The sequence below is a fragment of the Novosphingobium sp. BL-S-21 genome, from assembly GCF_055521655.1.
The window spans coordinates 894235-915700 of the sequence record NZ_CM145496.1 but is presented as its reverse complement, the minus strand read 5'-3'; the positions used below and the strand labels follow the sequence as shown (position 1 = coordinate 915700).

Sequence of the window (21466 nt, the reverse complement as noted above, 5' to 3'; positions counted from 1 at the left end):
GAGTCCGGGGCTGACGTTTCAGAGCCTCGCCAGCAGGTCCTTCGCGAACACCGTCAGCGTATCGTCTCGCGCGCCCATGACGACCACGCGGTCGCCGGGTTTGGCGATTTCGGCGATGCGAGCGGCGCAGTCTTCGCGGGAGGGTACGTACTCGGCCTTTCCGCCATCGGCCTCGATCAGGCGCACGATGCGTTCGCTGCCTTCGGAGCGGTCCACGGTGCCGCCGAAGTAGACCGGATCGCACAGGATCGTCATATCGTCCGGCCCCAGCCTGGTTGCCAGAACTTGCGCCAGTTCACGGCCCATCTGCTTGAGCGGGCCATAGCCGTGGGGCTGGAAGAACGCGATCACGCGCCCCGGATGGGCCTTGAGCGTTGCCAGCGTGGCGGAAACCTTGTCCGGGTTGTGGCCGAAGTCGTCGATCACCGTCACGCCCGAGGGAGAGGTGCCGACGATGTCGAACCGCCGGGCCAGACCGACGAAGCTGCCGAGCCCTGCAACCGCATCGGCCACGGCAACCCCGGCCGCGTTGGCGGCGGCAATGGCGGCCAGCGCGTTGTAGAGATTGTGACGCCCCGGCACCTTGAGTACGAGCGCGTGTGAAGATCCGTCGCGGCGATCGAGCACGGTGGCGGTCAGCGAAGTCGGGCCTTCGACTACTTCGGTCGCGCCGATCTGCGCGTCCGGTGAGGTGATTCCAAACGTCACCAGAGCCTTGGCATGCGGGGCGAGGGCGGCGGTCTCCGCGTCGTCGAGATTGATCGCCGAAACGTCCGCGCGGCCCAGGAAATCCCCGAAAAGCTGGCGCAGTTCCTCAAGGCTCTTGTGGTCCAGGCTGACATTGCCAAGCACCGCTACCTTGGGGCGATAAAGCGCGATGGAGCCGTCGCTCTCGTCCACTTCCGACACGAAGACCTCGCCCTCACCGACGCGGGCGCTGGCGAAAGGCGCGTCGGGGCTGGCGAAGTTCTTCATCACCGCGCCGTTCATGATCGTGGGGTCGCGGCCCGCATGAGTCATGATCCAGCCGGTCATGCCGGTGACAGTGGACTTGCCCGATGTGCCGCCTATCGCCACACCGAAAGGAGCGGCGTTGAACAGCGTCGCCAGAAGTTCGGCGCGGCTCATGCGCGGGCAGCCGAATTCCTTGGCGCGGACCACTTCGGGCACGGTATCTTCAACGGCCGCCGAAGCCACCAGCGTCTGCTCCGCGCCGGTGATCCCGCTGCCGTCCTGCGGGTGCAGGTCGAAGCCGAGGCTCTCCAGCCAGGCGAACTTCTCGGGCGTGCGGCCCTGGTCGCGGCTACGGTCCGAGCCGGCGACTTGCGCGCCGTGGCCCTTGAGGATCAGCGCGAGCGGCAACATGCCCGATCCGCCGATGCCGCAGAAGAACCAGGGATGTGAAGTGAGTTCGTGATGCGCGGAAGTCATGACGCTTCGGTATGCGGCCTTGTTCGTCCTGACAACCTCGATAGGAAGGTGCCATGACCCGTATCGCAGTTTGTGCACCGTCCACCCCGATCACCCGCGAGGATGCGGAGGCCGTCACCGCGCTTGCCGCCGCCGAGTTCCCCGATGTGGAGCTGGCGATCCACGACCAGTGCTTCGAGGTGGAGGGCCACTTCGCCGGCAGCGATGCGCGGCGGATCGCGGCGCTGGTGGAATGCGCGAACGATCCCTCGGTGGACGCGGTGTGGTTCGCCCGCGGCGGCTATGGAGCCTGCCGCGTCGCCGAAGCGGCCATCGCGAAGTTCACGCACGATGCGCAGGGCAAGACGTTCCTCGGCTATTCCGATGCCGGCTATCTGCTCGGCGGCCTCTACCGGGCGCGGATCGGCAAGCCCGTTCATGGCCCGATGCTGGCCGACATCCGGCGCGAGGGCGGCGCGGAGGCGGTGCGCCGCGCGCTTCGCTGGCTGACCGGCGATACCTCGGGCCTGGAGCCGACCGGAGACGATCATCCGCGCGTCGCCTTCAACCTGATGACGCTGGCGATGCTCTGCGGCACCCCGCTGATGCCGGGGCTCGCCAAGCATGTCGTGCTGGTGGAAGAGGTGTCGGAGTATCTCTACGCGGTGGACCGCCTGTTCTTCCACCTGACTGCGCATCTCGGCGGGGTGGCGGGATTGCGGCTTGGCCGGGTCAGCGACGTGCCCGAAAACGACCGCCCGTTCGGCGTCGAGGCCGAGGAGATCGTGCGTCACTGGTGCACGCACCATTCGATCCCCTACCTTGGCCGCGCGGATATCGGCCACGATGCGGCGAACCGTATCGTGCCCTTCGGGCTTGCAGAGCGGCTCCAAGGTCAATAACGCGCCGCGCCACACAAGAATTTCAAAAATCGGCAGGGCGCAACCGTAGGGCCCGCCGGACAGAAGGAGCCGCCAAGATGCGTGCATTCGTTTTCCCCGGACAGGGCAGCCAGAAGGTCGGCATGGGCGCCGAACTCGCCGAAGCCAGCGCCGTCGCGCGCGAAGTCTTCCAGGAAGTGGACGAGGCGCTCGGCCAGAACCTCTTCCGCGTGATGACGCAGGGCCCCGAGGAGGAACTGACCCTCACCGAGAACGCCCAGCCCGCGATCATGGCCAATGCCATCGCCGTGCTGCGCGTGCTGGAGAAGGAAGGCGGCGTGACGCTGGCCGACAAGGCGGACTTCGTCGCCGGGCACTCGCTGGGCGAATATACCGCGCTCTGCGCCGCCGGTGCCTTCAGCCTTGCCGACACCGCGCGTCTGCTGAAGCTGCGCGGCCAGTCGATGCAGGCGGCCGTTCCGGTCGGCCTTGGCGCGATGGCGGCACTGCTGGGTGCGGACATCGAGAAGGCCACCGAACTCGCTGCTGCTGCGGCCGAAGGTCAGGTCTGCACCGTCGCCAACGACAACGACCCCACGCAAGTCGTGATCTCGGGCCATCGCGAGGCCATCGAACGCGCTGTTGCGCTGGTGAAGGACTTCGGGATCAAGCGCGGCGTGCTGCTGCCGGTTTCGGCGCCGTTCCACTGCCCGCTGATGCAGCCCGCTGCCGACGCCATGGCCGAAGCCCTGGGCAAGACCCCTCCCGGCAGCCTGCATGTGCCGCTCTTCGCCAACGTCACTGCCTCGGTCGTCACCGATCCCGCCGAAGTCCAGCGCCTGCTGGTCGAGCAGGTCACCGGCCGCGTCCGCTGGCGCGAAAGCGCCATCGCCATGCGCGAAGCGGGCGTCGAGACTTTCGTCGAACTCGGCGGCAAAGTGCTCGGCCCGATGATCAAGCGCTCGGCCGGCGAAGTGGAGGTGATCTCCGCCGTGACCATGGCCGAGATCGAGGAGCTGGCCAAAACCCTTTGATCCGCGTCGTCCCGGGCTTGACCCGGGACCGCAGGAGGCATGAAGAAAGGTCCGTTCAGCGGGCCAGCGCTCCCCGCCTTGGGAGAGCGCGTCACGGAGATTTGAAAAGATGTTCAACCTCAACGGAATGACCGCCCTCGTCACCGGCGCCTCGGGCGGCATCGGCTCCTCGATCGCCCGCGCGCTGGCCGCGCAGGGTGCGCGCCTGGCCATCTCGGGCTCGAATGCCGACAAGCTGCGCGCCTTCCGCGACGAGCTGGACGAGCACACCCCGCAGCATGTGCAGGACGTCGATCACGTCGCCATCGCCTGCAACCTCGGCGATCCCGAGCAAGTGGAGAAGCTGGTTCCCGCCGCGCTCGAATCGCTCGGCAAGATCGACATCCTCATCAACAACGCCGGCATCACGCGCGACAACCTCGCCATGCGGATGAAGGACGAGGAGTGGGATCAGGTCATCAAGATCAACCTCGAATCGACCTTCCGCCTGATGCGCGCCGTCACCAAGCCGATGATGAAGGCGCGCTTCGGCCGCATCATCAACGTCACCTCGGTCGTCGGCACCACCGGCAATCCCGGCCAGATGAACTACTGCGCGGCCAAGGGCGGCATCACCGCCATGTCGAAGAGCCTCGCGCAGGAACTCGCCAGCCGCAATGTCACTGTGAACTGCGTCGCGCCGGGCTTCATTCGCACCGCGATGACCGACGTTCTGCCCGATGCGCAGAAGGACGCGCTGAACGGCCGCATCCCGATGGGCCGCATGGGCGAGGGCGAGGATATCGCTGCCGCCGCCGTGTTCCTCGCCTCGAAGGAAGCGGGCTACGTCACCGGCCAGACGATCCACGTCAACGGCGGCATGGTGATGATCTGACAGGACGCGCGGGGTCGTGCGGATGGTGAGGGTCGAACCTTGCGATCCGCGCGAGCCCGATGCGGCCGCGATGATGGCGCGCCTTTCGGGTGCGCTCGCCGCGATCACCGGCGATGGCGGCACGGCCTCGTTCGATCCGTCCGACGTCCTTGTGCCCCGCTCCCTTTTCGTGCTGGCGCGGGACGGGGAGGGCGCCGCGATCGGTTGCGGCGCCTATCGGCCTCTCGAAGGCGATATGGCCGAGATCAAGCGCATGTATGCCGAGCAGGGCTGCGGCGCGGCGCTCCTGGCCAAGCTGGAAAGGGCTGCATCGGCCGATGGCTATCGACAGGTCTGCCTTTCCACCCGCAAGATCAACGAACGGGCGACGGCCTTTTATCGGCGGCACGGCTACCTGCCCATTGCGCCTTATGGGCGATATGCGGGCCGGAAAGAATCGATCTGCCTGGGCAAGGCGTTGATTGAAGCAATTTGACGGGGCGGAGCACGAAGCGCGTTCGAAGTGGACGAAAAACGTCTAAAGTCCCCTCATTTATCCCCAGATTCACCGGTACCCGGTCAATACTCGCTTGCCGCATGCCTTCCGTTCGCTAGAGATATTCGTCCTGAAATTCGGGATGTTTTGCATCCCTTGCCCGATCAAGGGGGACTAAAGGCTGTCATGAAGGCCACCATCGAACGTTCCACGCTCCTGCGCTGCCTGTCGCACGTGCAGTCCGTTGTCGAGCGGCGCAATACCATTCCCATTCTCTCGAACGTCCTGATCGAGGCCTCGGGCACCGGGTCCTTGCGCATCATGGCGACCGACCTCGATCTGCAGGTCGTCGAGACGCTTGGCGTCGTCTCGGTCGAGCAGGCCGGCGCGATCACCGTTTCCGCCCACTTGCTGTTCGACATCGCGCGCAAGCTGCCCGATGGCAGCCAGGTGAGCCTCGACGCTTCGGACAACCGCATGGTCGTGAAGGCCGGACGCAGCCGCTTCCAGCTTCCCACCTTGCCGCGCGACGATTTCCCGATGATCGCCGAGGGCGAGCTGCCGACCAGCTTCGAGATTCCGGCCGCCACGCTGGGTCAGCTGATCGACCGCACGCGCTTTGCGATCTCGACCGAAGAGACGCGCTATTACCTCAACGGCATCTTCCTCCACGTTTCGGACGAGGAACTGAAGGCCGCGGCCACTGACGGTCACCGCCTTGCGCGCTTCACCCTGGCCCGCCCGGACGGCGCCGAGGGCATGCCCGATGTGATCGTGCCCCGCAAATGCGTCGGCGAGCTGCGCAAGCTGCTTGAAGAAGCGCTCGATACCAATGTCCTGGTCGATCTTTCGGCCAGCAAGATCCGCTTCACTCTGGGCGGCGAGCACGGCGTTGTGCTGACGAGCAAGCTGATCGACGGCACGTTCCCCGATTACACGCGCGTGATCCCGACCGGCAACGACAAGCTGCTCAAGATCGATCCCAAGAGCTTCTTCGAAGGCGTGGACCGCGTGGCGACCATCGCCACCGAGAAGACCCGTGCCGTGAAGATGGCGCTGGAGCAGGACCGCGTGACCCTGTCCGTCACCTCGCCGGACAACGGCACGGCAGCGGAAGAAGTCCCGGCGGACTACTCTTCGGATGGTTTCGAGATCGGCTTCAACGCCAACTATCTCAAGGACATCCTGGGCCAGATCGACGGCGATACCGTGGAACTCCACCTTGCCGACGCCGGCGCGCCGACGCTGATCCGCCAGGACGAGAAGAGCCCCGCGCTCTATGTCCTGATGCCGATGCGCGTCTGACCGGACGGTTCGATCGAACAGGAAAAGGCCGGGGTTCACCCCCGGCCTTTTTTGTTGGCGCCGTAACCGCCGCTGTCACCGCCGCCGTCCGGGCTGCCCTGGGCCCGGAGCGGCAGCCTGCTCTCAGCTTTCCTGGATCGAGGGGTGGGCCTTGGCGATCATGCGGTCCACTTCGGTGAACTTCTCGCGCGGGGCGCCCTGGCGGGCATTGGCGACTTCGGCCTCGTCGATCTTCTGCCACTCGGTGAACTTCACGTAATCGATCCCTCGCTCGGCGGCGAGGGCGTCGAAACCGGGACGTCCGGCCTTGCCGCTGCCGGCTTCGCCCAGGGCGCCGACATCGGCGTCGATCTTCTCCACGATGGCGAAACCATCGGGGCGGTTGGTGCCGATCGTGCCGGTCGGTCCACGCCGCGCCCAGCCGACGCAGTAGAGGCCGGGCATGATCCGCCCATCGACATTGGCAAAGCGGCCACCCTGCTCGTCGTAGGGCACGTCGGGAATGCGGGAGGTCTGATAGCCGATGCAGGCCACGACGATTCCGGCCGGCACATGATAAGTCTCGCCCGTTCCCACTGGCTTGCCGTCAACCAGCCGCGTGCGTTCCACCTCCACGCCTTCCACCCGGTCGGTGCCGAGTATGGCGCGGGGCGCGGCGAAGAAATCGAACTCGATTCGCACGTCGCGGTCCGGGCAGGGCGCGTCGTCGGCCATGCCGGTGCCGTTGTCGTTCGCGCTGCCGCCCGCCATCGCGAAGCTGCGCAAGTGGCCCATGGTCTTGCGCATGCCCGGATCGAGCGCCGCGTCTTCCGCCAGGGGCGGCAGGTCGGCGGGATCGACGCGGGGGCAGGCGCGCGAGAGCTTCGCCAGTTCGCCCAGCTCCTTCGGCGTCATCGTCACCTGGTGCGGTCCGCGCCGCCCGAGAATGACGATGCGCCTGATCCGCGAGGCTTCGAGGGCGGTGAGAGCATGGGCGACGATGTCGCTCCCTTCGAATTCGGCGCCGGACTTGGCAAGGATCCGCGCCACGTCGAGCGCGACATTGCCGTTGCCCACGACCACGGCCGTGTCATGCGCGAAATCGGGATGCAGCTCCGCGAATTGCGGATGCCCGTTATACCAGCCGACGAAGGAGGCGCTGCCGAAGACATTGGGCAGGTCTTCTCCCGGAAGGTCCAGCCTGCGGTCGTTCGGCGCGCCCGTGGCGAGGACGACGGCGTCGTAGAGGCCGCGCAGTTCGTCGATCGAGATGTCCCGGCCCACCATGACATTGCCGACGAAGCGCACGTTCTCGCTGAGGGCGGTGGTTTCGTAGCGGCGGGCCACGCTCTTGATCGACTGGTGATCGGGGGCAACGCCGGTACGGATCAGGCCGAAGGGGACGGGCGAGGAATCGAAGATGTCGACCCGGACGCCGTCTTTCCATTGCTTGAGCGCTGCCTCGGCCGTGTAGTATCCGGCCGGTCCCGATCCGACGATGGCGATGTGTCGCATGGATTTTTCTCCCAAGCGGGCGGAACCTGGGCAAATGCGCCCGCCAGCAAAGAAGCAAACACGGCTGCGGACCGGCGGCAAGCGAAATCCGGCAGATCGGGCGAGATGTGCCATATCCGGTCGACAATGGGTTTGGTTGTCGGGACTTAACACTTTCGCAATGGCCGCGCGGCAATAGCCGATGCGATGGCGAGGAAGGGATTCAACAAGCTGCCGGGGGCACCGCGTGAAGACGCGCAGAACCCGCATGCCCCTGCGACTCGTCCCGAGGCCCAGAACCGGCCCGGCATTCCGAATTTCGCCTTTTTGCGCCCGCGCGGACCGAGCAGCGATCCCCTTCATTTCTTCATAGCCCGGCGCTGGGAACTCATGGCGCCGGCCATGGTCTGCATCATGGTGGGGCTGGGCGTCGTCTCGCACAGCGCGCCGGGCCGGCTGCCCCTGGCGCTGTCCTTTGCGGCCATGCTGCTCTGTCTTGGCGCGCCGCTGCTGGCGACCGTGGAGAACAGGTTCCATCATCGCAGCTGGAAACGCTATCCGCTGATGTTGCTGGCGGTGGCCATGCCCATGCTGCTCTTCGGCGTCGCCGCGGCGCAATGGACTCAGGATACCGCCGCGCTCGACTGGCGGCTGACCGTCAAGGGCTATGGCATTCTGGTTCTGCTCGCCACCGTGCTGCTCGACCGCCGCCTGACCTCGATCGTGGCCGCCACCGTCGGTCTCTGGGCCGGCGCTGCGGCGCATTCCGCTTCCACCGCGACCCTGGGCATGCTGGGCGCGGGCCTGGGCATCGGCCTTGTCGTGGCGATGCGCCAGGCGCGGCTCGGCGCCGAGGAATCGGCGCACCGGGCGGAGCAGGAACGCGAACGGCACCGTGCCGAGGAACTCCTGCGCGAATATGAGGATACCGGGCAGGGCTGGTTCTGGGAAACCGACCGCCGGGGCTGCATCGCCTACGTCTCGCCGCGCATTGCCGAACTGCTCGATACCGAACAGATCCAGCTTTACGGACGACCCTTTCTGAGCCTGTTCCGCCTGCGCGCGGAAGACCATGACAGCGAGCGGACGCTGGCGTTCCACCTCTCGACCCGCTCGTCCTTCCAGGACGTGACGGTGCGGGCGGCGACGAACGAGAAGGACGAGCGCTGGTGGTCGATCAACGGTCGCCCGGTGCTCGACCAGTTCCACAATTTCCTGGGGTTCCGCGGCTCGGGCATAGACCTCACCGAAACGCGCAAGTCGCAGCAGCACGTCACCCAACTGGCGCGCTTCGATTCGCTGACCAAGCTGGCCAACCGGTTCCAGATGTCGGAATGGCTGGAAAAGGTCATCAACTCGCCCCGCATCGAGAACCGCGCCTGCGCGGTGTTCCTGCTGGATCTCGACCGCTTCAAGCAGGTCAACGATACGATGGGGCATCCGGCCGGCGACGCCCTGCTCAAGCAAGTGGCAGAGCGCCTGCGCGTGACCGTGGCGAACATGGGCCGGGTCGGACGGCTGGGCGGCGACGAGTTCCAGGTCATCCTGCCCGGCTATCACCAGCACGAGGGGCTTGGCCATCTCGCCCGCCGGATCATCGAGAATCTCTCGCAGCCCTATTCGATCGACGGCACCCGCGTCATCATCGGTGCTTCCCTGGGCATCGCCATGTGCCCCGAAGACGGTACCACGGTCGAAACGCTGATCCGCAATGCCGACCTCGCGCTCTATGCCGCCAAGGGTGGTGGCCGCGGGCGCCATCATTTCTACGACGACGATCTTCATTCCGACGCCCGCGAGCGCCAGCAGCTTGAACAGGACTTGCGCGACGCCATCGACGCGGGCGCGCTGGAGCTGCACTACCAGCCGCAAGTGCACACCACGACCGAGAAGATCACCGGATTCGAGGCGCTGCTGCGCTGGAAGCATCCCAAGCACGGCTATCTCTCGCCCGCCAAATTCGTGCCCGTGGCCGAGGAAACCGGCCTGGTGGCGGAAATCGGCGAATGGGCACTGCGAAAGGCCTGCAGCGATCTGGCCGGCTGGCCGCACGCGGTGCGCGTGGCCGTGAACGTCTCGCCGCTCCAGTTCGCCAATACCGAACTGCCGGCGATCGTCGCGCGCGCGATCGCCGATTCGGGCATCGATCCCGGCCGCCTCGAACTGGAAATCACGGAAAGCGTGTTTCTGGGCGAGGATATCTCCACCGAGGCGATGTTCAGCGCCCTCAAGGATGTCGGCGTACGCCTGGCGCTCGACGATTTCGGAACCGGCTACTCCTCGCTCGGCTATCTGAAGAAGGCGCCGTTCGACAAGATCAAGATCGACCAGAGTTTCGTGCGCGGCGCCACCATCGAGGGCAGCCGCAACGGCGCGATCATTTCCTCCATCGTCAGCCTCGCCGAGGCGCTGGGCATGGAAACGACGGCGGAAGGAGTGGAGACGCTCGACGAACTCGATCTGGTACGCCTGCTCGGATGCAGCCATGTCCAAGGCTATATCTATGAAAAGTCGCTGACTTCCGCCGAAGTCGTGGCGCGGCTGGAGCGGGGGTTGATCGCGGTGGCCGTGGGCCCGCGCTCGGCCCGCGCACCTCGCCAGACCATGCTGCGCAAGGTCGTGCTGGAGCACGGCGGGCACATCTATCACGCCACGATCCGCAACATCTCCAGCACCGGCGCCATGGTCGAGGGCTTGTGGAACGTGCCCGCGGAGACCCAGTTCGGCATTCATCTCGCCGACGACAATGTCGTTCTGGCCACCGCGCGCTGGTGCCGGGAGGATCGCATGGGCGTGGAATTCGTCCGCCCGCTCGAACTCGATGCCACCGGCGGGGTGCAGTTCACGCCGGCCCGCGCCGGTCCGGAATCGGCTCCGGAAGGCGGCGATGCGGGATTGCTGCGCAAGGCCGGCTGACGCCCTACCCGAAAATGCGCGATCACCGCATTTTCAAACGATCCAAGCGCTGCTAACGGCGCTTCCATGACCGAACTCGCCCAGATCCGAAATTTCTCGATCATTGCCCATATCGACCACGGCAAGTCGACGCTTGCCGACCGTCTGATCCAGCGCACCGGTGGCCTCTCCGACCGTGAGATGAGCGCCCAGGTGCTCGACAACATGGACATCGAGAAGGAACGCGGCATCACCATCAAGGCGCAGACCGTGCGCCTGAACTACACCGCGTCCGACGGGCTCACTTATGAGCTGAACCTGATGGACACGCCGGGCCACGTCGACTTCGCTTATGAAGTCAGCCGCAGCCTGGCCGCCTGCGAAGGCGCGCTGCTGGTGGTGGACGCCGCGCAGGGCGTGGAAGCGCAGACCCTGGCCAATGTCTATCAGTCAATCGAGCACGACCACGAGATCGTCCCGGTCATCAACAAGATCGACCTGCCTGCCGCCGAACCCGAAAAGGTGCGCCACGAAATCGAGGAAGTGATCGGCATCGACGCTTCCGAAGCCGTGCTGGCCTCCGCCAAGTCGGGCATCGGCATCGACGAGATCCTCGAAGCCGTCGTCGCCAAGATACCTGCGCCGAAGGGCGACCGTACCGCGCCGCTGAAGGCCATGCTGGTCGATTCCTGGTACGATCCGTACCTGGGCGTCGTCATTCTGGTGCGCGTGATCGACGGCGTCATCAAGAAGGGCTTGAACGTCAAGTTCATGCAGGGCGGCACCGATCACCTGGTGGACCGCGTGGGCTGCTTCACGCCCAAGCGCATCGACCTGCCGGAACTCGGTCCGGGCGAGATCGGCTTCATCACCGCGCAGATCAAGGAAGTGGAGCAGGCCAAGGTCGGCGACACCATCACCACGGTGAAGGGCGGCGCGACGCAGGCCCTGCCGGGCTACAAGGAAGTGCAGTCCGTGGTGTTCTGCGGCCTGTTCCCGGTCGACGCCAACGACTTCGAGAAGCTGCGCGAATCGATTGGCAAGCTGCGCCTGAACGACGCCTCCTTCAGCTTCGAGATGGAATCGAGCGCGGCGCTGGGCTTCGGCTTCCGCTGCGGCTTCCTGGGTCTGCTGCATCTGGAAATCATCCAGGAGCGCCTGAGCCGCGAGTACGACCTCGATCTCATCACCACCGCGCCGTCCGTGGTCTATCGCCTGACGATGACCGACGGCACCGTGAAGGAACTGCACAACCCGGCCGACATGCCCGATCCCGTGAAGATCGACTTCATGGAAGAGCCGTGGATCAAGGCGGTGATCTACACGCCGGACGAATACCTCGGCTCGATCCTGAAGCTCTGTCAGGACCGTCGCGGTATCCAGAAGGACCTGACTTACGTGGGCGGCCGCGCCCAGGTGACCTACGAGCTGCCGCTGAACGAAGTGGTGTTCGACTTCTACGACCGCCTGAAGTCGATCAGCCGCGGCTATGCCAGCTTCGACTACGAGCAGATCGGGCTTCAGGAGGGTGACCTCGTGATGATGAACATCCTCGTGAACAACGAGCCGGTCGATGCGCTGTCGATGGTGGTCCACCGCAGCCAGGCCGAACCGCGCGGCCGAGCGCTGGTGGAACGCCTGAAGGAACTGATCCCCCGGCACATGTTCAAGATCCCGATCCAGGCCGCCATCGGCGCCAAGGTGATCGCGCGCGAGACGATTTCCGCGATGCGCAAGGACGTGACCGCCAAGTGCTACGGCGGCGACATCACCCGTAAGAAGAAGCTCCTGGAAAAGCAGAAGGAAGGCAAGAAGCGCATGCGCGAGTACGGCAACGTGCAGATCCCGCAGGAAGCCTTCATCGCCGCACTGCGCATGGGCGAGGAATAAGTCCCGCCCGACCCGGCGGCGGTTCGAATGACCGCCGCCGCCTCCATCATTGAAACGCTTGTCCGTCCGCGCCGAGATGTCGGTGCGGGGTGGCCGGATGCTCGCGCCCTGGTTCGCGCCCGTTCTTGACCGGATGCGGGGTAAATCAGTTCATTTCCGATCCAATTCCCCTTGGAATTCGCTGAAATCGGTTGCGACTCGTTGCCTGAGCAAGGTTGGTTAAGGTTCCCGACTTAGCTCGGGGATGGCTGACGGCGCGATTCGATGTCTTCAGCAATCGATTCCAACGAAATGCCTTGGTCATAGTGGCCCGGCGATGAGTCCATTGTGGTTAAATTGGCGCCTGTAACGGGTTGATAGTACGTTTACAGACAACCTATAACTGCGTGGCAACGGTGGCGCGGATGAGGCACGACGGAACGAGGGTGGTTCGGTAGCGTTATGGAACTTGAGCGAATGGACGCTGGCGGCGACATGACGCAGTTTCAACGCATTCTTGCGATATTTCCCAGTCTGACTTCGAAACAGCACGAGGTGTTGGGCTTCGTCGCCGAAAACCGCACCAGCAAGGAAATTGCCTGGGAATTGGGCATTTCCGAAAGCGCCGTGAACCAGCGGATCGAAGGCGTTCGCAGCCGCACCGGATCGCCGCCGCGTGCCGAGCTCGCCCGTGCTTACAGGCAGTTCCAACAGGACCAGGCTCAACCGGAACAGATTCAGCCGGACCTGGCAGCAGCCTGTAATCCGCTACCAGAGAAGAATCCTCAGGTTCCGACCGTTTCCCTCTTCGATGAGGATCGGGGCAGGGACGAACTGGTCGAAAGGCTCACGCTTGCCGACGGCGCCACATTCAAGGTGACGGCGCCCTGGCAGGAAGAGAATTTCTCCCGGGTCGTTCCGGAGGTGCTCGATGGAGCGAACGCGGGTCTCAGCCGCACGGCCGCCATGATCGCCATCGCCGGGGGATTGCTCCTCGTCGCGGTGTTCGGTCTGGACCTGGCCACCAAGCTGAGCAGCCTGCTTTGACCCAACCTCCTGCCACGATTGAGACACGCGCATCGGACGGGCCGATGCCGCTGGATGGGGGTCACTATGTCGATCACGATTTCCGCTGCTACCGCCCGGATCGCGCGCCAGCTTCCCGAGGCCGAACTTTCGCTCGATTCGGCTCTGCTCGCTTCGGCGCGTCTGATGGAATCGATGCTGCTGGCACGCCAGGCAGATGGCATCGCCACGTTCACCGGCCAGACCGCGCTGATGCGCCTGGCCAAGACCCAGCGCACTTTGCTCGAAAGCCAGAACGACATGATCCGCGTCCACCAGGAACTCCTGGGCATCGGCCGCGACATCAATGCGATTGCCGACGAGCCGGAAGCCTGCCCGGATCGCGCCCAGCTGGTGGACGACGCCGCCATGTTGCGATCGGCCTAAGCGACCCAGGTACGATCGCGGGTTCCGCGCGTTTCGGGCGGCATGGCCATGGGGGGCTTGCATGCTGACCTGGGGCGCGCGGGCCTACGTTCAATATGGGCTCTACCTCATACTCTTCCTCTTGGCCTGGCGGCGCGGCGATGCACCTGAGCGCGTCCTTGCCGGGATCATGCTCGGCATGGTCGTGGTGGACCGGATCTATCATCTCGGCCGCGGCACGGACCTGCTGGTGTACCACGGGGTGGATGTCGTCCATCTGGCGATCGACACGTCGAGCCTGCTCGGCATCGGCTACGTCGCGCTCCATGCCAACAGGTTCTACCCTTTATGGATAGGTGGGGCGCAGATCATCGCCTTTTCGAGCCATTTCTATCGGCTGGGTCTCGTCGAAATCCAGACGACGGCCTATCAGGTGATGTCGATCATACCATCTTACGTGCAGCTGCTGGCGATGGCCCTGGGCCTGGCGTGTCACATGCGGCGGCAGAAGCGACGGGGCAATTATCCGTCCTGGCGCAGATACTCCGCCCCGTCGTCGGCGCGGGGAGCGAGGTCGTTGCCCGCCGTCTGATTCGGCGCTTTGGCTCGCTGAGCACGATCTACACCGCTTCGGCCCAGGCGCTGGCGGACGAAATCGACGAATCGGGCATCAACAGCCGCGCCATCGCGGCAGTGATCGTCGCGGCGCGAGACCTTGCAGCCGTTGCCGGGCGGGAGACCCTGCTGGGCGAACCGATGAAGACGGGCAGCCCGGCTTTCCGCCAGTATCTCGCCAAAAGGCTGCTCGGCCGCCGCGAGGAATGCGTGATGGTGCTGTTCTTCACCCATGAAGGCCTGTTCATCGCGGAGGACTTCCACGTCGGCACGCGCCAATCCACCTGCGAACTGCCCCTGCGGCGGACGGTTCGCCGGGCTTTCGACCTCGACGCCCGCCGCTTGGTGATGGCGCACAACCACCCCTCCGGCGATCCCACGCCCAGCGCCGACGACGTCCAGTCCACCCGGACTTTCCGGCAGGTGATGGGGGCTCTGGAATTCAGCCTGGACGACCATTTCGTCGTCGCGCGGGGGGGTATCTTCAGTATGAGTGACAACGGTCTGATTTAGATGGCGATTTGCCTTAAGGGACGTGCAACCGGATTGTCTTAGGGGCTATCTATACCGACACGCGCATTCGCGCCGCACGCCTGCATGGAGATTGGGTTTGACCGACATCGTCACCGTACCGACCACGCCTTTCGAGGGACAGGCGCCAGGAACGTCCGGCCTGCGCAAGAAAGTGCGCGTGTTCCAGCAGCCGAACTATGCCGAGAACTTCATCCAGTCGGTGTTCGACGTGGTGAAGCCGCAGTCTGGCGCTGCTTCGGCCGAAGCGGCGCTGGTGATCGGCGGTGACGGCCGCTTCCACAACCGCGCGGTGATCCAGCAGGCGATCCGCATGGCCGCGGCCAATGGCTATGCCCGCGTACTGGTAGGGCAGGGCGGCATTCTTTCCACGCCAGCCGCCAGCAACGTGATCCGCCAATACGGCGCCAGCGGCGGCCTGATCCTCTCGGCCAGCCACAACCCCGGCGGCCCGGATGAGGACTTCGGCATCAAGTACAACATCGCCAATGGCGGTCCTGCACCGGAGGGCGTGACGGACGCGATCCTGGCGCGGACCAAGGAAATCAGCCTCTGGCTGACCGTCGACACGCCGGACATCGATCTCGACACGCCGGGCGAAGTCACGATTGGCGATATGGTGGTGCAGGTGATCGACCCGGTCGCCGACTATGCCGACCTGATGGAAGAGCTGTTCGACTTCGACGCGATCCGAAAGGCGGTCGCCAGCGGCTTCACGATGCGCTTCGACGCCATGAGCGCGGTCACCGGTCCTTACGCGGTCGAGATCCTCGAAAACCGGCTGGGCTTCGCTGCGGGCACCGTGGTCAACGGCACGCCGCTGGAAGATTTCGGCGGCCATCATCCCGACCCCAACCTGATCCACGCCAAGGAACTCTACGACCTCATGATGGGGCCGGATGCGCCGGACTTGGGCGCCGCGTCGGACGGGGACGGGGATCGCAACCTGATCATCGGGCGCGGGCGCTTCGTTACGCCTTCCGATTCGCTCGCCATGCTGGCCGCCAATATCGAAATCGCACCGGCCTATCGCGGCCGTCTCTCGGGCATTGCCCGTTCGATGCCGACCAGTGGCGCCGCGGATCGCGTGGCGGAAGCTCTCGGCATCCCGTGCTTCGAAACGCCAACGGGCTGGAAATTCTTCGGCAACCTGCTCGATGCCGGAATGGTCACGATCTGCGGCGAGGAAAGCGCGGGCACGGGATCGGACCACGTGCGCGAGAAGGACGGGCTCTGGGCCGTGCTGCTCTGGCTGAACATCCTGGCCGTTCGCGACATCAGCGTGGACCAACTCGCCCGCACCCATTGGGCGCGCTTCGGCCGCAACTACTACGCCCGCCACGATTACGAGGCCGTCGATAGCCAGGCTGCCGCTGGCCTGATGTCCGAGCTGAAGGGCGCGCTTGCGGACTTGCCGGGCAAGAGGTTCGGATCGCTCACCGTGTCCCATGCGGACAGCTTTGCCTATACCGACCCCGTGGATCAGTCGGTCAGCGAGAACCAGGGCGTGCGCGTGCTGTTCGAGGACGGCAGCCGCGTGGTCTTCCGCCTCTCAGGCACCGGCACACAAGGCGCCACCTTGCGGGTCTATCTGGAGCGTTACGAGCCGGCGTCCGGCCAGATCGATGCGGATACCGGCGTCATGCTGGAAGCCCAGATCGCCGCCGCGCAGGAAATCGCCGGTATCGCCCGCCACACCGGGCGGATGGCGCCCGACGTGGTGACCTGAGCGTCAGAAGTCGATCCGCGCAATCACGTCTTCGCCGAACTTCAGGGCCTGGTCACAATACTCGGCCCGGGTTTCGGCGTAGACGGAGGCGCCCGCACCGTGGATGCCGAGTGATTTCAGGTGCGCGAAATGGTCCAGCGCTTCCTGCGCGTTCCACCCCGGCTTGATCGAATACGTCGATGAGGCGATGACTTTAGGCGGCTCGGCGCGGCCGATCTTTTCCGCATGGGCGTTCATGTAGGCGATCGCTTCGCTGATGTCCTCGTCGCCCTCCAGATTGGCCGTGCGCGCCGTGTCGGTGACCGACTTGGGCACGAAGAAGGGGTGCCAGGCGTCGCCCATCTCGGCAGCACGGCGCAAGGCGCGCTTTGAATTGCCGCCGACCAGCAGCGGCGGATTGGGCTTTTGCGCCGGGGTAGGCAGGACGCGGTTGCCCAGCGCCGTGTAGCCCGTGCCTTCGAACGTGAATTCGTCGCCGGTCCAGGCCAGCTTCATGGCGGTGATGTACTCATCCATGAGATCGTTGCGCGCATCGAAATCGACGCCGAGCGCCTTGTACTCGGCTTTCATGTAACCTGCGCCGAGGCCCAGGATCACGCGGCCTTGCGTGAAGTGATCCAGCGTCGAGACCCCCCGCGCCACCACGAAAGGGTTGCGATAGGGCAGGACGAGGATGTTGGTCTGCAGGCGCAGCCTGGTCGTCACAGCGCCCAGCATCGAAAGCATGACGAACGGGTCCTGCGCATAGTGTCCGCCGGCATCCAGCCAGCGCGCGGAAGGCACCGGATGGTCAGTGACCGTTCCGGCGTAGAAGCCGGCCCGTTCCACCGTGCGCGCGATTTCCTGCAGGGCTTCGAGCGTGCCGTATTCCTCGGGCCTGTCGATGCGATCGAAGGGCAGGCTGGTGCTGAGCGTGAAGGTCATGGCTGGCTTTCTCTCGTTCGCGATGCGGCTTCGGGGGGCAGGACCCAGTCGTCCTGATCGTTGCGGACCCAGCCTCCGGAGGCCCATGTGCCGCCATCGACGGGGATGATCGTGCCCGTGACGTAGCTTGCGAGTTCGGAGGCGAGAAACACCGCGACGCGGCCGCATTCCTCGTCGATTCCGGCTCGGCCCAGCGGGATGCGGCGGCGGATCGCTTCCTCCTGCTGCGGCGTCGGCCGGTGCCAGAGCGCCGGATCGACCGGCCCCGCGAACTGGCCTCGCGTGCCCGGCGTCTCGGTGAAGTCCGGCGCGATGGCATTCACGCGGATGCCGTGATGGGCAAGTTCCACGGCCAGGGTGCGGGTCAGGTTGTTCAGCCCGGCCTTGCAGGCGGCATAGACCGCATATCCCGGCGCGGCGCGCGAGCCTTCGATACTGGTGACATTGATGATCGAGCCGCCGTTGCCGCCTTCGATCATGATCGACACGGCAGCCTGCGTCGCGGCGAGGTTGGACACCAGGTTGAGATCGATGTGCCGGCGCCAGTTCTTCTCGGCGAGGTCTACGAAAGGCCGCCGCGAGACGCCGCCGACATTGTTCGCCAGCACGTCGAGCCGGCCGAACACGCGTGCGGCCTCTGCCACGGCGTTCTGGACGACATCCGCGTCCATGGCATTGCCTGCGATGCAGAGCGCCCGCCGCCCGCGCGCTTCCACCAGTTCGGCCACCTGGTCGCAGCGTTCGGGAATGGCTTCCAGAATGGCGACGTCCGCGCCCATGTCTGCCATGCAGAGCGCAATCGAGCGCCCTATGCCGCCGCCGCCGCCGGTGACGAACACGACTTTACCTGTCAGGTCGATGACCGTGCCATCCACACCGCTTCTCCCATCATGCCGGCCGTTTTCGGCGCTCCATGCGTGGTCGGCGGCCTGGTCCGGCGTTGAACACGCGTCTTAGCAGGCGGACAGCATCCGCGAGATCGAGGGGGTGGTCTATATCTTTCTCCAACCCGCACGAGACGATCGTCTCCACGGTAAGTCCGCGATTTATGGCGTGATTGCAGTGGGTTGGAAAACTGTTCTGGCCGAAGGAAAAGGGAAACCAGATACCGTCAGGCAACGGCAGGGACAGGCCGTTGGTGCCGGTGTGATGGCGGTCGGGGGCGATGCCGACGGTGCCTGCGGGAAGGCGCGCCAGTCGCTCCACGTCGGCGAGGCTCAGGCAGGGTAGGTCGGCCGGGAGGATGACGATGCGTTCCGGCCCGGCGGCGGTGATGGCGGCCATGGTGCTTTCCAGCGCGCCATTGAGATCGGGGCCGGGATCGTCGAAGCGCAGGATGCCGGTGCCGAGATTGGGCCGGGCCGGGCCCAACACGCAGACGCGCTGGATCGCAGGGCAGGCACTCACCGTGTCGAGGACGTGGCGCAGCATCCCGGAAACCAGCGCCTCGCGCGCCTCTGGGTCCAAGGCAGAGGCCAATCGGGTCTTGCCCAGACGCGGCGCCTTGACCGGGATGAGTGCCCAGCAGCTCACGGCACTTGCGGCGCTGCGGTGAGGTTGGTGAAGCGTATCCCGGCGCCGTCGGCCTTGTAGGTCTTGTTCATGTAGATGAGGATCGAGGTCAACGCTTCCGCCGCCGCGGAATTGGCCAGAGCACCGCCGGAAAGCCCGCGCAGGCCCATGCCGGGGCAGAGGTCCACCACTGTCTGGCGCGCCTCCACGTCGTCCGAGAAGACCAGCACGTCGCAGTCGATCGCATGGTCGCTGTCGAGGTGGTGGGCGGAGACGTTATGGAAGGCGGTGACGAGCCGTGCGTCCGGTCCCAGATGCGCGCGCGCCTGCATGGCGGCGCTGCCCTCGGCCGGTAGCTGCACGCGCATGACCTTGGGCGGCACCAGCGGCACGGTGGTATCGACGACCACGGCATTGCCCACCACGCCCGCGATCTGCTGCAGCGTTTCACCTTGCGAGGCGTGGGGCACGGCGACGATCACCACATCCTTGCCCTTTGCGGCATCCCCGTTCTCGGCATGGCCGGCCGCGCCCAGTTCCTCGGCCACCGCACGGGCCTTGTCCGCTGTGCGTGAGCCGATGGTCACCTGATGCCCCGCCTTGACGAGCCTTCGCGCGATACCCTTGCCGAGCGCTCCGGTTCCGCCGATCACCGCGATTGCTGCCATCAGATTATCTCTCCCGCGAATTCTTGGTTGTTGTCATTGTCGTTCCCGGCATTTTCGTTTCCGATAGGGCGGTTTTTAGAAAGGCGTTCGGGAAGACCGATGAAGCGAAATCCAGAACTGACCGTGCGACCGCTCGCCGGATTGCCCATGTTCGCTACCGGAATGTCGATTGCGCAAGCGATATGCGCGAGCCTTGCGGCCGAAGGTGACCGGTTCCGCGATGGCGATATCTTGGTGGTCGCGCAGAAGATCGTCTCCAAGGTGGAGGGCCGCGCCCGCGATCTCGCGGATTTCTCCGCTTCTGAGGAAGCACTTGAACTTGCAGGCGCAACCGGACGGGAGCCGGAGATGATGCAGGCGATACTGGAGGAAAGCTCTCGGATCCTGCGCCGCACGCCCGCTGCCGTGATCGCAGCGCACCGGACGGGCCACGTACTGGCCAACGCGGGGATCGATGCGTCCAATGTCGAGGGCGGGGAGAGTGGCCGTGTGCTGCTCTGGCCGCTCGACCCGGACGCCTCTGCCCGTGCCTTACGGGCCGAAGTTCAAAACGCGTGTGAAGTCAGGGTTGGCGTCGTGATCGCGGATTCGATGGGTCGGGCCTGGCGGATCGGGACGCTCGGTACTGCGATCGGGTGCGCGGGGCTGATCGTACTGGAAGACCGTCGGGGCCGTGCGCAGGACTTATATGGCCGCACCTTGCAGGCAACCGTGATCGGTGTTGCCGACTCCATTGCGGTCATGGCGGCGCTGGCCATGGGAGAGGGAGCGGAAGGAACCCCGGCTGCTCTTGTGCGCGGCTGCGAACGCTGGGTAACCGAGGAAGACGGGCCGGGCGCGGTCAGCGGGCTACGGCCCATTGAGCAGGATATGTTTCGATGAGCGGCAAGCACATTCTCGCGCTGTCCGGCGGGGTCGGAGGCGCGAAACTGGCGGCGGGACTGGCTGCCGTCATGGCGCCCGACGATCTCACCTTGGTCGTCAACACCGGAGACGATTTCGAGCATCTTGGTCTAACTATCTGCCCTGACCTGGATTCCGTAACTTATGCGTTGGCCGGGCTTAACGATGCCGTGCGCGGTTGGGGCGTGAAGGACGAAACATGGCAGACCATGGCCATGCTGCGTGCATTGGGTGAAGAGGGCTGGTTCAACCTTGGCGACCGCGACATGGGCATGCACATCGCGCGGTCCTGGCGGCTGCGCGCAGGTGAGACGCTTTCCGAGGTGACGGCGCGGCTGACGCGGGAACTCGGCATTGCCCATGCAGTGGTGCCGATGAGCGACGATCCGGTGCGTACGCAAGTTCTCACCGATGCAGGATGGACCGATTTCCAGAGATGGTTCGTGGAAAATCAATGTGTTGATCCGGTACTTGATGTGCGGTTCGAGGGAGTGCCGGGTGCGAGGCCGTCGCCCTGTCTGGCGAAGACATTGGCGCGGGACGACCTCGCCGCCGTCATCATCTGCCCTTCCAACCCCTTTCTCAGCGTCGATCCGATTCTTGCGCTCGATGGCGTGCGGGACGCGCTGGCGGCGCTGCGGGTGCCGGTGATCGCGGTCTCGCCGCTGGTGGGAGGGGCTGCAATCAAAGGGCCGCTGGCCAAGATGCTCGCCGAGCGCGGGCACGGCGTCAGCAACGAGGCCATTGCCTGTCACTACCAAGATCATTGGGGCGATCTTCTCGACCACCTCTTGATCGACGAGGCCGATGAGGCCGATGTCTCATGCTTGCAGGCACGGGGCCTTCGGGTCACCGTGACGAAGACAATGATGCGCGAAGCCGCCGATCGGGAAAGGCTCGCGAAGGAGGTGCTTGCCATCGCAGGCATCTGAAGGGT

Annotated in this window: 20 protein-coding genes; 14 read left to right on the top strand and 6 right to left on the bottom strand. The window is 65.2% G+C overall.

Annotation, left to right across the window (positions count from 1 at the left end):
* Positions 1-18: 18 nt before the first annotated feature.
* The gene (locus tag ACZ1J6_RS12715) at positions 19-1431 is read right to left on the bottom strand and encodes a glutamate ligase domain-containing protein (RefSeq protein ID WP_431566855.1); all 1413 of its coding nucleotides are present in this window, start codon (positions 1429-1431) and stop codon (positions 19-21) included.
* 53 nt (positions 1432-1484) lie between these two features.
* Here ACZ1J6_RS12715 and ACZ1J6_RS12710 point away from each other — a divergent pair, with 53 nt between their 5' ends.
* The 5 genes from ACZ1J6_RS12710 (at position 1485) to dnaN (ending at position 5979) form a co-directional block, all read left to right on the top strand.
* Entirely contained in the window at positions 1485-2312 is an 828-nt protein-coding gene (locus tag ACZ1J6_RS12710) for an LD-carboxypeptidase (RefSeq protein WP_431566854.1), read from the top strand.
* A gap of 77 nt (positions 2313-2389) precedes the next feature.
* On the top strand, positions 2390-3325 hold the full coding sequence (gene fabD / locus ACZ1J6_RS12705) for an ACP S-malonyltransferase (RefSeq protein ID WP_132263220.1): 936 nt from the start codon (positions 2390-2392) through the stop codon (positions 3323-3325).
* Positions 3326-3434: 109 nt separating this feature from the next.
* Positions 3435-4199, top strand: coding sequence for a 3-oxoacyl-[acyl-carrier-protein] reductase (gene fabG, locus ACZ1J6_RS12700; RefSeq protein WP_132263218.1), 765 nt, complete (start codon positions 3435-3437; stop codon positions 4197-4199).
* A 22-nt stretch (positions 4200-4221) separates the two neighbouring features.
* Complete coding sequence (locus ACZ1J6_RS12695; protein ID WP_431566970.1) at positions 4222-4674, top strand: GNAT family N-acetyltransferase; 453 nt, start codon at positions 4222-4224, stop codon at positions 4672-4674.
* A gap of 186 nt (positions 4675-4860) precedes the next feature.
* On the top strand, positions 4861-5979 hold the full coding sequence (gene dnaN, locus ACZ1J6_RS12690; RefSeq protein WP_132263216.1) for a DNA polymerase III subunit beta: 1119 nt from the start codon (positions 4861-4863) through the stop codon (positions 5977-5979).
* 123 nt (positions 5980-6102) lie between these two features.
* Here the strand turns inward: dnaN and ACZ1J6_RS12685 are convergent, their stop codons facing one another.
* Positions 6103-7473, bottom strand: coding sequence for an FAD-dependent oxidoreductase (locus ACZ1J6_RS12685; RefSeq protein WP_132263215.1), 1371 nt, complete (start codon positions 7471-7473; stop codon positions 6103-6105).
* A gap of 186 nt (positions 7474-7659) precedes the next feature.
* Between ACZ1J6_RS12685 and ACZ1J6_RS12680 the strand changes: the two genes are divergently transcribed.
* The 7 genes from ACZ1J6_RS12680 to ACZ1J6_RS12650 all read left to right on the top strand — a co-directional run bounded on the left by ACZ1J6_RS12680 (position 7660) and on the right by ACZ1J6_RS12650 (position 16522).
* Positions 7660-10368 carry an EAL domain-containing protein gene (locus ACZ1J6_RS12680; protein WP_431566853.1) on the top strand — a complete coding sequence of 903 codons (2709 nt, stop codon included), beginning with the start codon at positions 7660-7662 and terminating at the stop codon, positions 10366-10368.
* Between the two features lie 66 nt (positions 10369-10434).
* Positions 10435-12237 carry a translation elongation factor 4 gene (gene lepA / locus ACZ1J6_RS12675; protein ID WP_132263211.1) on the top strand — a complete coding sequence of 601 codons (1803 nt, stop codon included), beginning with the start codon at positions 10435-10437 and terminating at the stop codon, positions 12235-12237.
* A 456-nt stretch (positions 12238-12693) separates the two neighbouring features.
* Positions 12694-13263: a helix-turn-helix transcriptional regulator gene (locus ACZ1J6_RS12670; protein WP_431566852.1), complete on the top strand. Its 570-nt coding sequence runs from the start codon at positions 12694-12696 to the stop codon at positions 13261-13263.
* A gap of 66 nt (positions 13264-13329) precedes the next feature.
* Positions 13330-13668 (top strand): hypothetical protein, encoded by a 339-nt coding sequence (locus tag ACZ1J6_RS12665; protein ID WP_132264142.1) that lies wholly within the window; start codon positions 13330-13332, stop codon positions 13666-13668.
* A 61-nt stretch (positions 13669-13729) separates the two neighbouring features.
* Positions 13730-14239, top strand: a complete 510-nt coding sequence (locus ACZ1J6_RS12660) for a hypothetical protein (RefSeq protein ID WP_134093068.1) — start codon at positions 13730-13732, stop codon at positions 14237-14239.
* Complete coding sequence (locus tag ACZ1J6_RS12655) at positions 14137-14775, top strand: JAB domain-containing protein (RefSeq protein ID WP_431566851.1); 639 nt, start codon at positions 14137-14139, stop codon at positions 14773-14775. Before ACZ1J6_RS12660 ends, ACZ1J6_RS12655 begins: the two co-directional genes overlap by 103 nt.
* A gap of 97 nt (positions 14776-14872) precedes the next feature.
* Positions 14873-16522 (top strand): alpha-D-glucose phosphate-specific phosphoglucomutase, encoded by a 1650-nt coding sequence (locus ACZ1J6_RS12650; RefSeq protein ID WP_431566850.1) that lies wholly within the window; start codon positions 14873-14875, stop codon positions 16520-16522.
* 3 nt (positions 16523-16525) lie between these two features.
* Here ACZ1J6_RS12650 and ACZ1J6_RS12645 read toward each other — a convergent pair whose 3' ends face one another.
* The 4 genes from ACZ1J6_RS12645 to npdG are packed head-to-tail and all read right to left on the bottom strand — an operon-like array spanning position 16526 to position 19626.
* Positions 16526-17446 (bottom strand): LLM class F420-dependent oxidoreductase, encoded by a 921-nt coding sequence (locus tag ACZ1J6_RS12645; protein ID WP_431566849.1) that lies wholly within the window; start codon positions 17444-17446, stop codon positions 16526-16528.
* A complete protein-coding gene (locus ACZ1J6_RS12640; RefSeq protein ID WP_431566848.1) occupies positions 17443-18321 on the bottom strand; it encodes an SDR family NAD(P)-dependent oxidoreductase in 879 nt (292 codons plus the stop codon). The genes ACZ1J6_RS12645 and ACZ1J6_RS12640 overlap by 4 nt, the downstream gene beginning before the upstream one ends.
* A gap of 13 nt (positions 18322-18334) precedes the next feature.
* On the bottom strand, positions 18335-18979 hold the full coding sequence (gene cofC, locus ACZ1J6_RS12635) for a 2-phospho-L-lactate guanylyltransferase (RefSeq protein WP_132263201.1): 645 nt from the start codon (positions 18977-18979) through the stop codon (positions 18335-18337).
* A complete protein-coding gene (gene npdG / locus ACZ1J6_RS12630) occupies positions 18976-19626 on the bottom strand; it encodes an NADPH-dependent F420 reductase (protein ID WP_431566847.1) in 651 nt (216 codons plus the stop codon). Before npdG ends, cofC begins: the two co-directional genes overlap by 4 nt.
* A gap of 99 nt (positions 19627-19725) precedes the next feature.
* On the opposite strand from npdG, the gene cofE reads away from it, so the two are divergent.
* Both cofE and cofD read left to right on the top strand, forming a co-directional pair.
* Positions 19726-20508, top strand: coding sequence for a coenzyme F420-0:L-glutamate ligase (gene cofE / locus ACZ1J6_RS12625; RefSeq protein ID WP_465128109.1), 783 nt, complete (start codon positions 19726-19728; stop codon positions 20506-20508).
* On the top strand, positions 20505-21461 hold the full coding sequence (cofD, locus tag ACZ1J6_RS12620) for a 2-phospho-L-lactate transferase (protein ID WP_431566845.1): 957 nt from the start codon (positions 20505-20507) through the stop codon (positions 21459-21461). Before cofE ends, cofD begins: the two co-directional genes overlap by 4 nt.
* Positions 21462-21466: the final 5 nt, after the last annotated feature.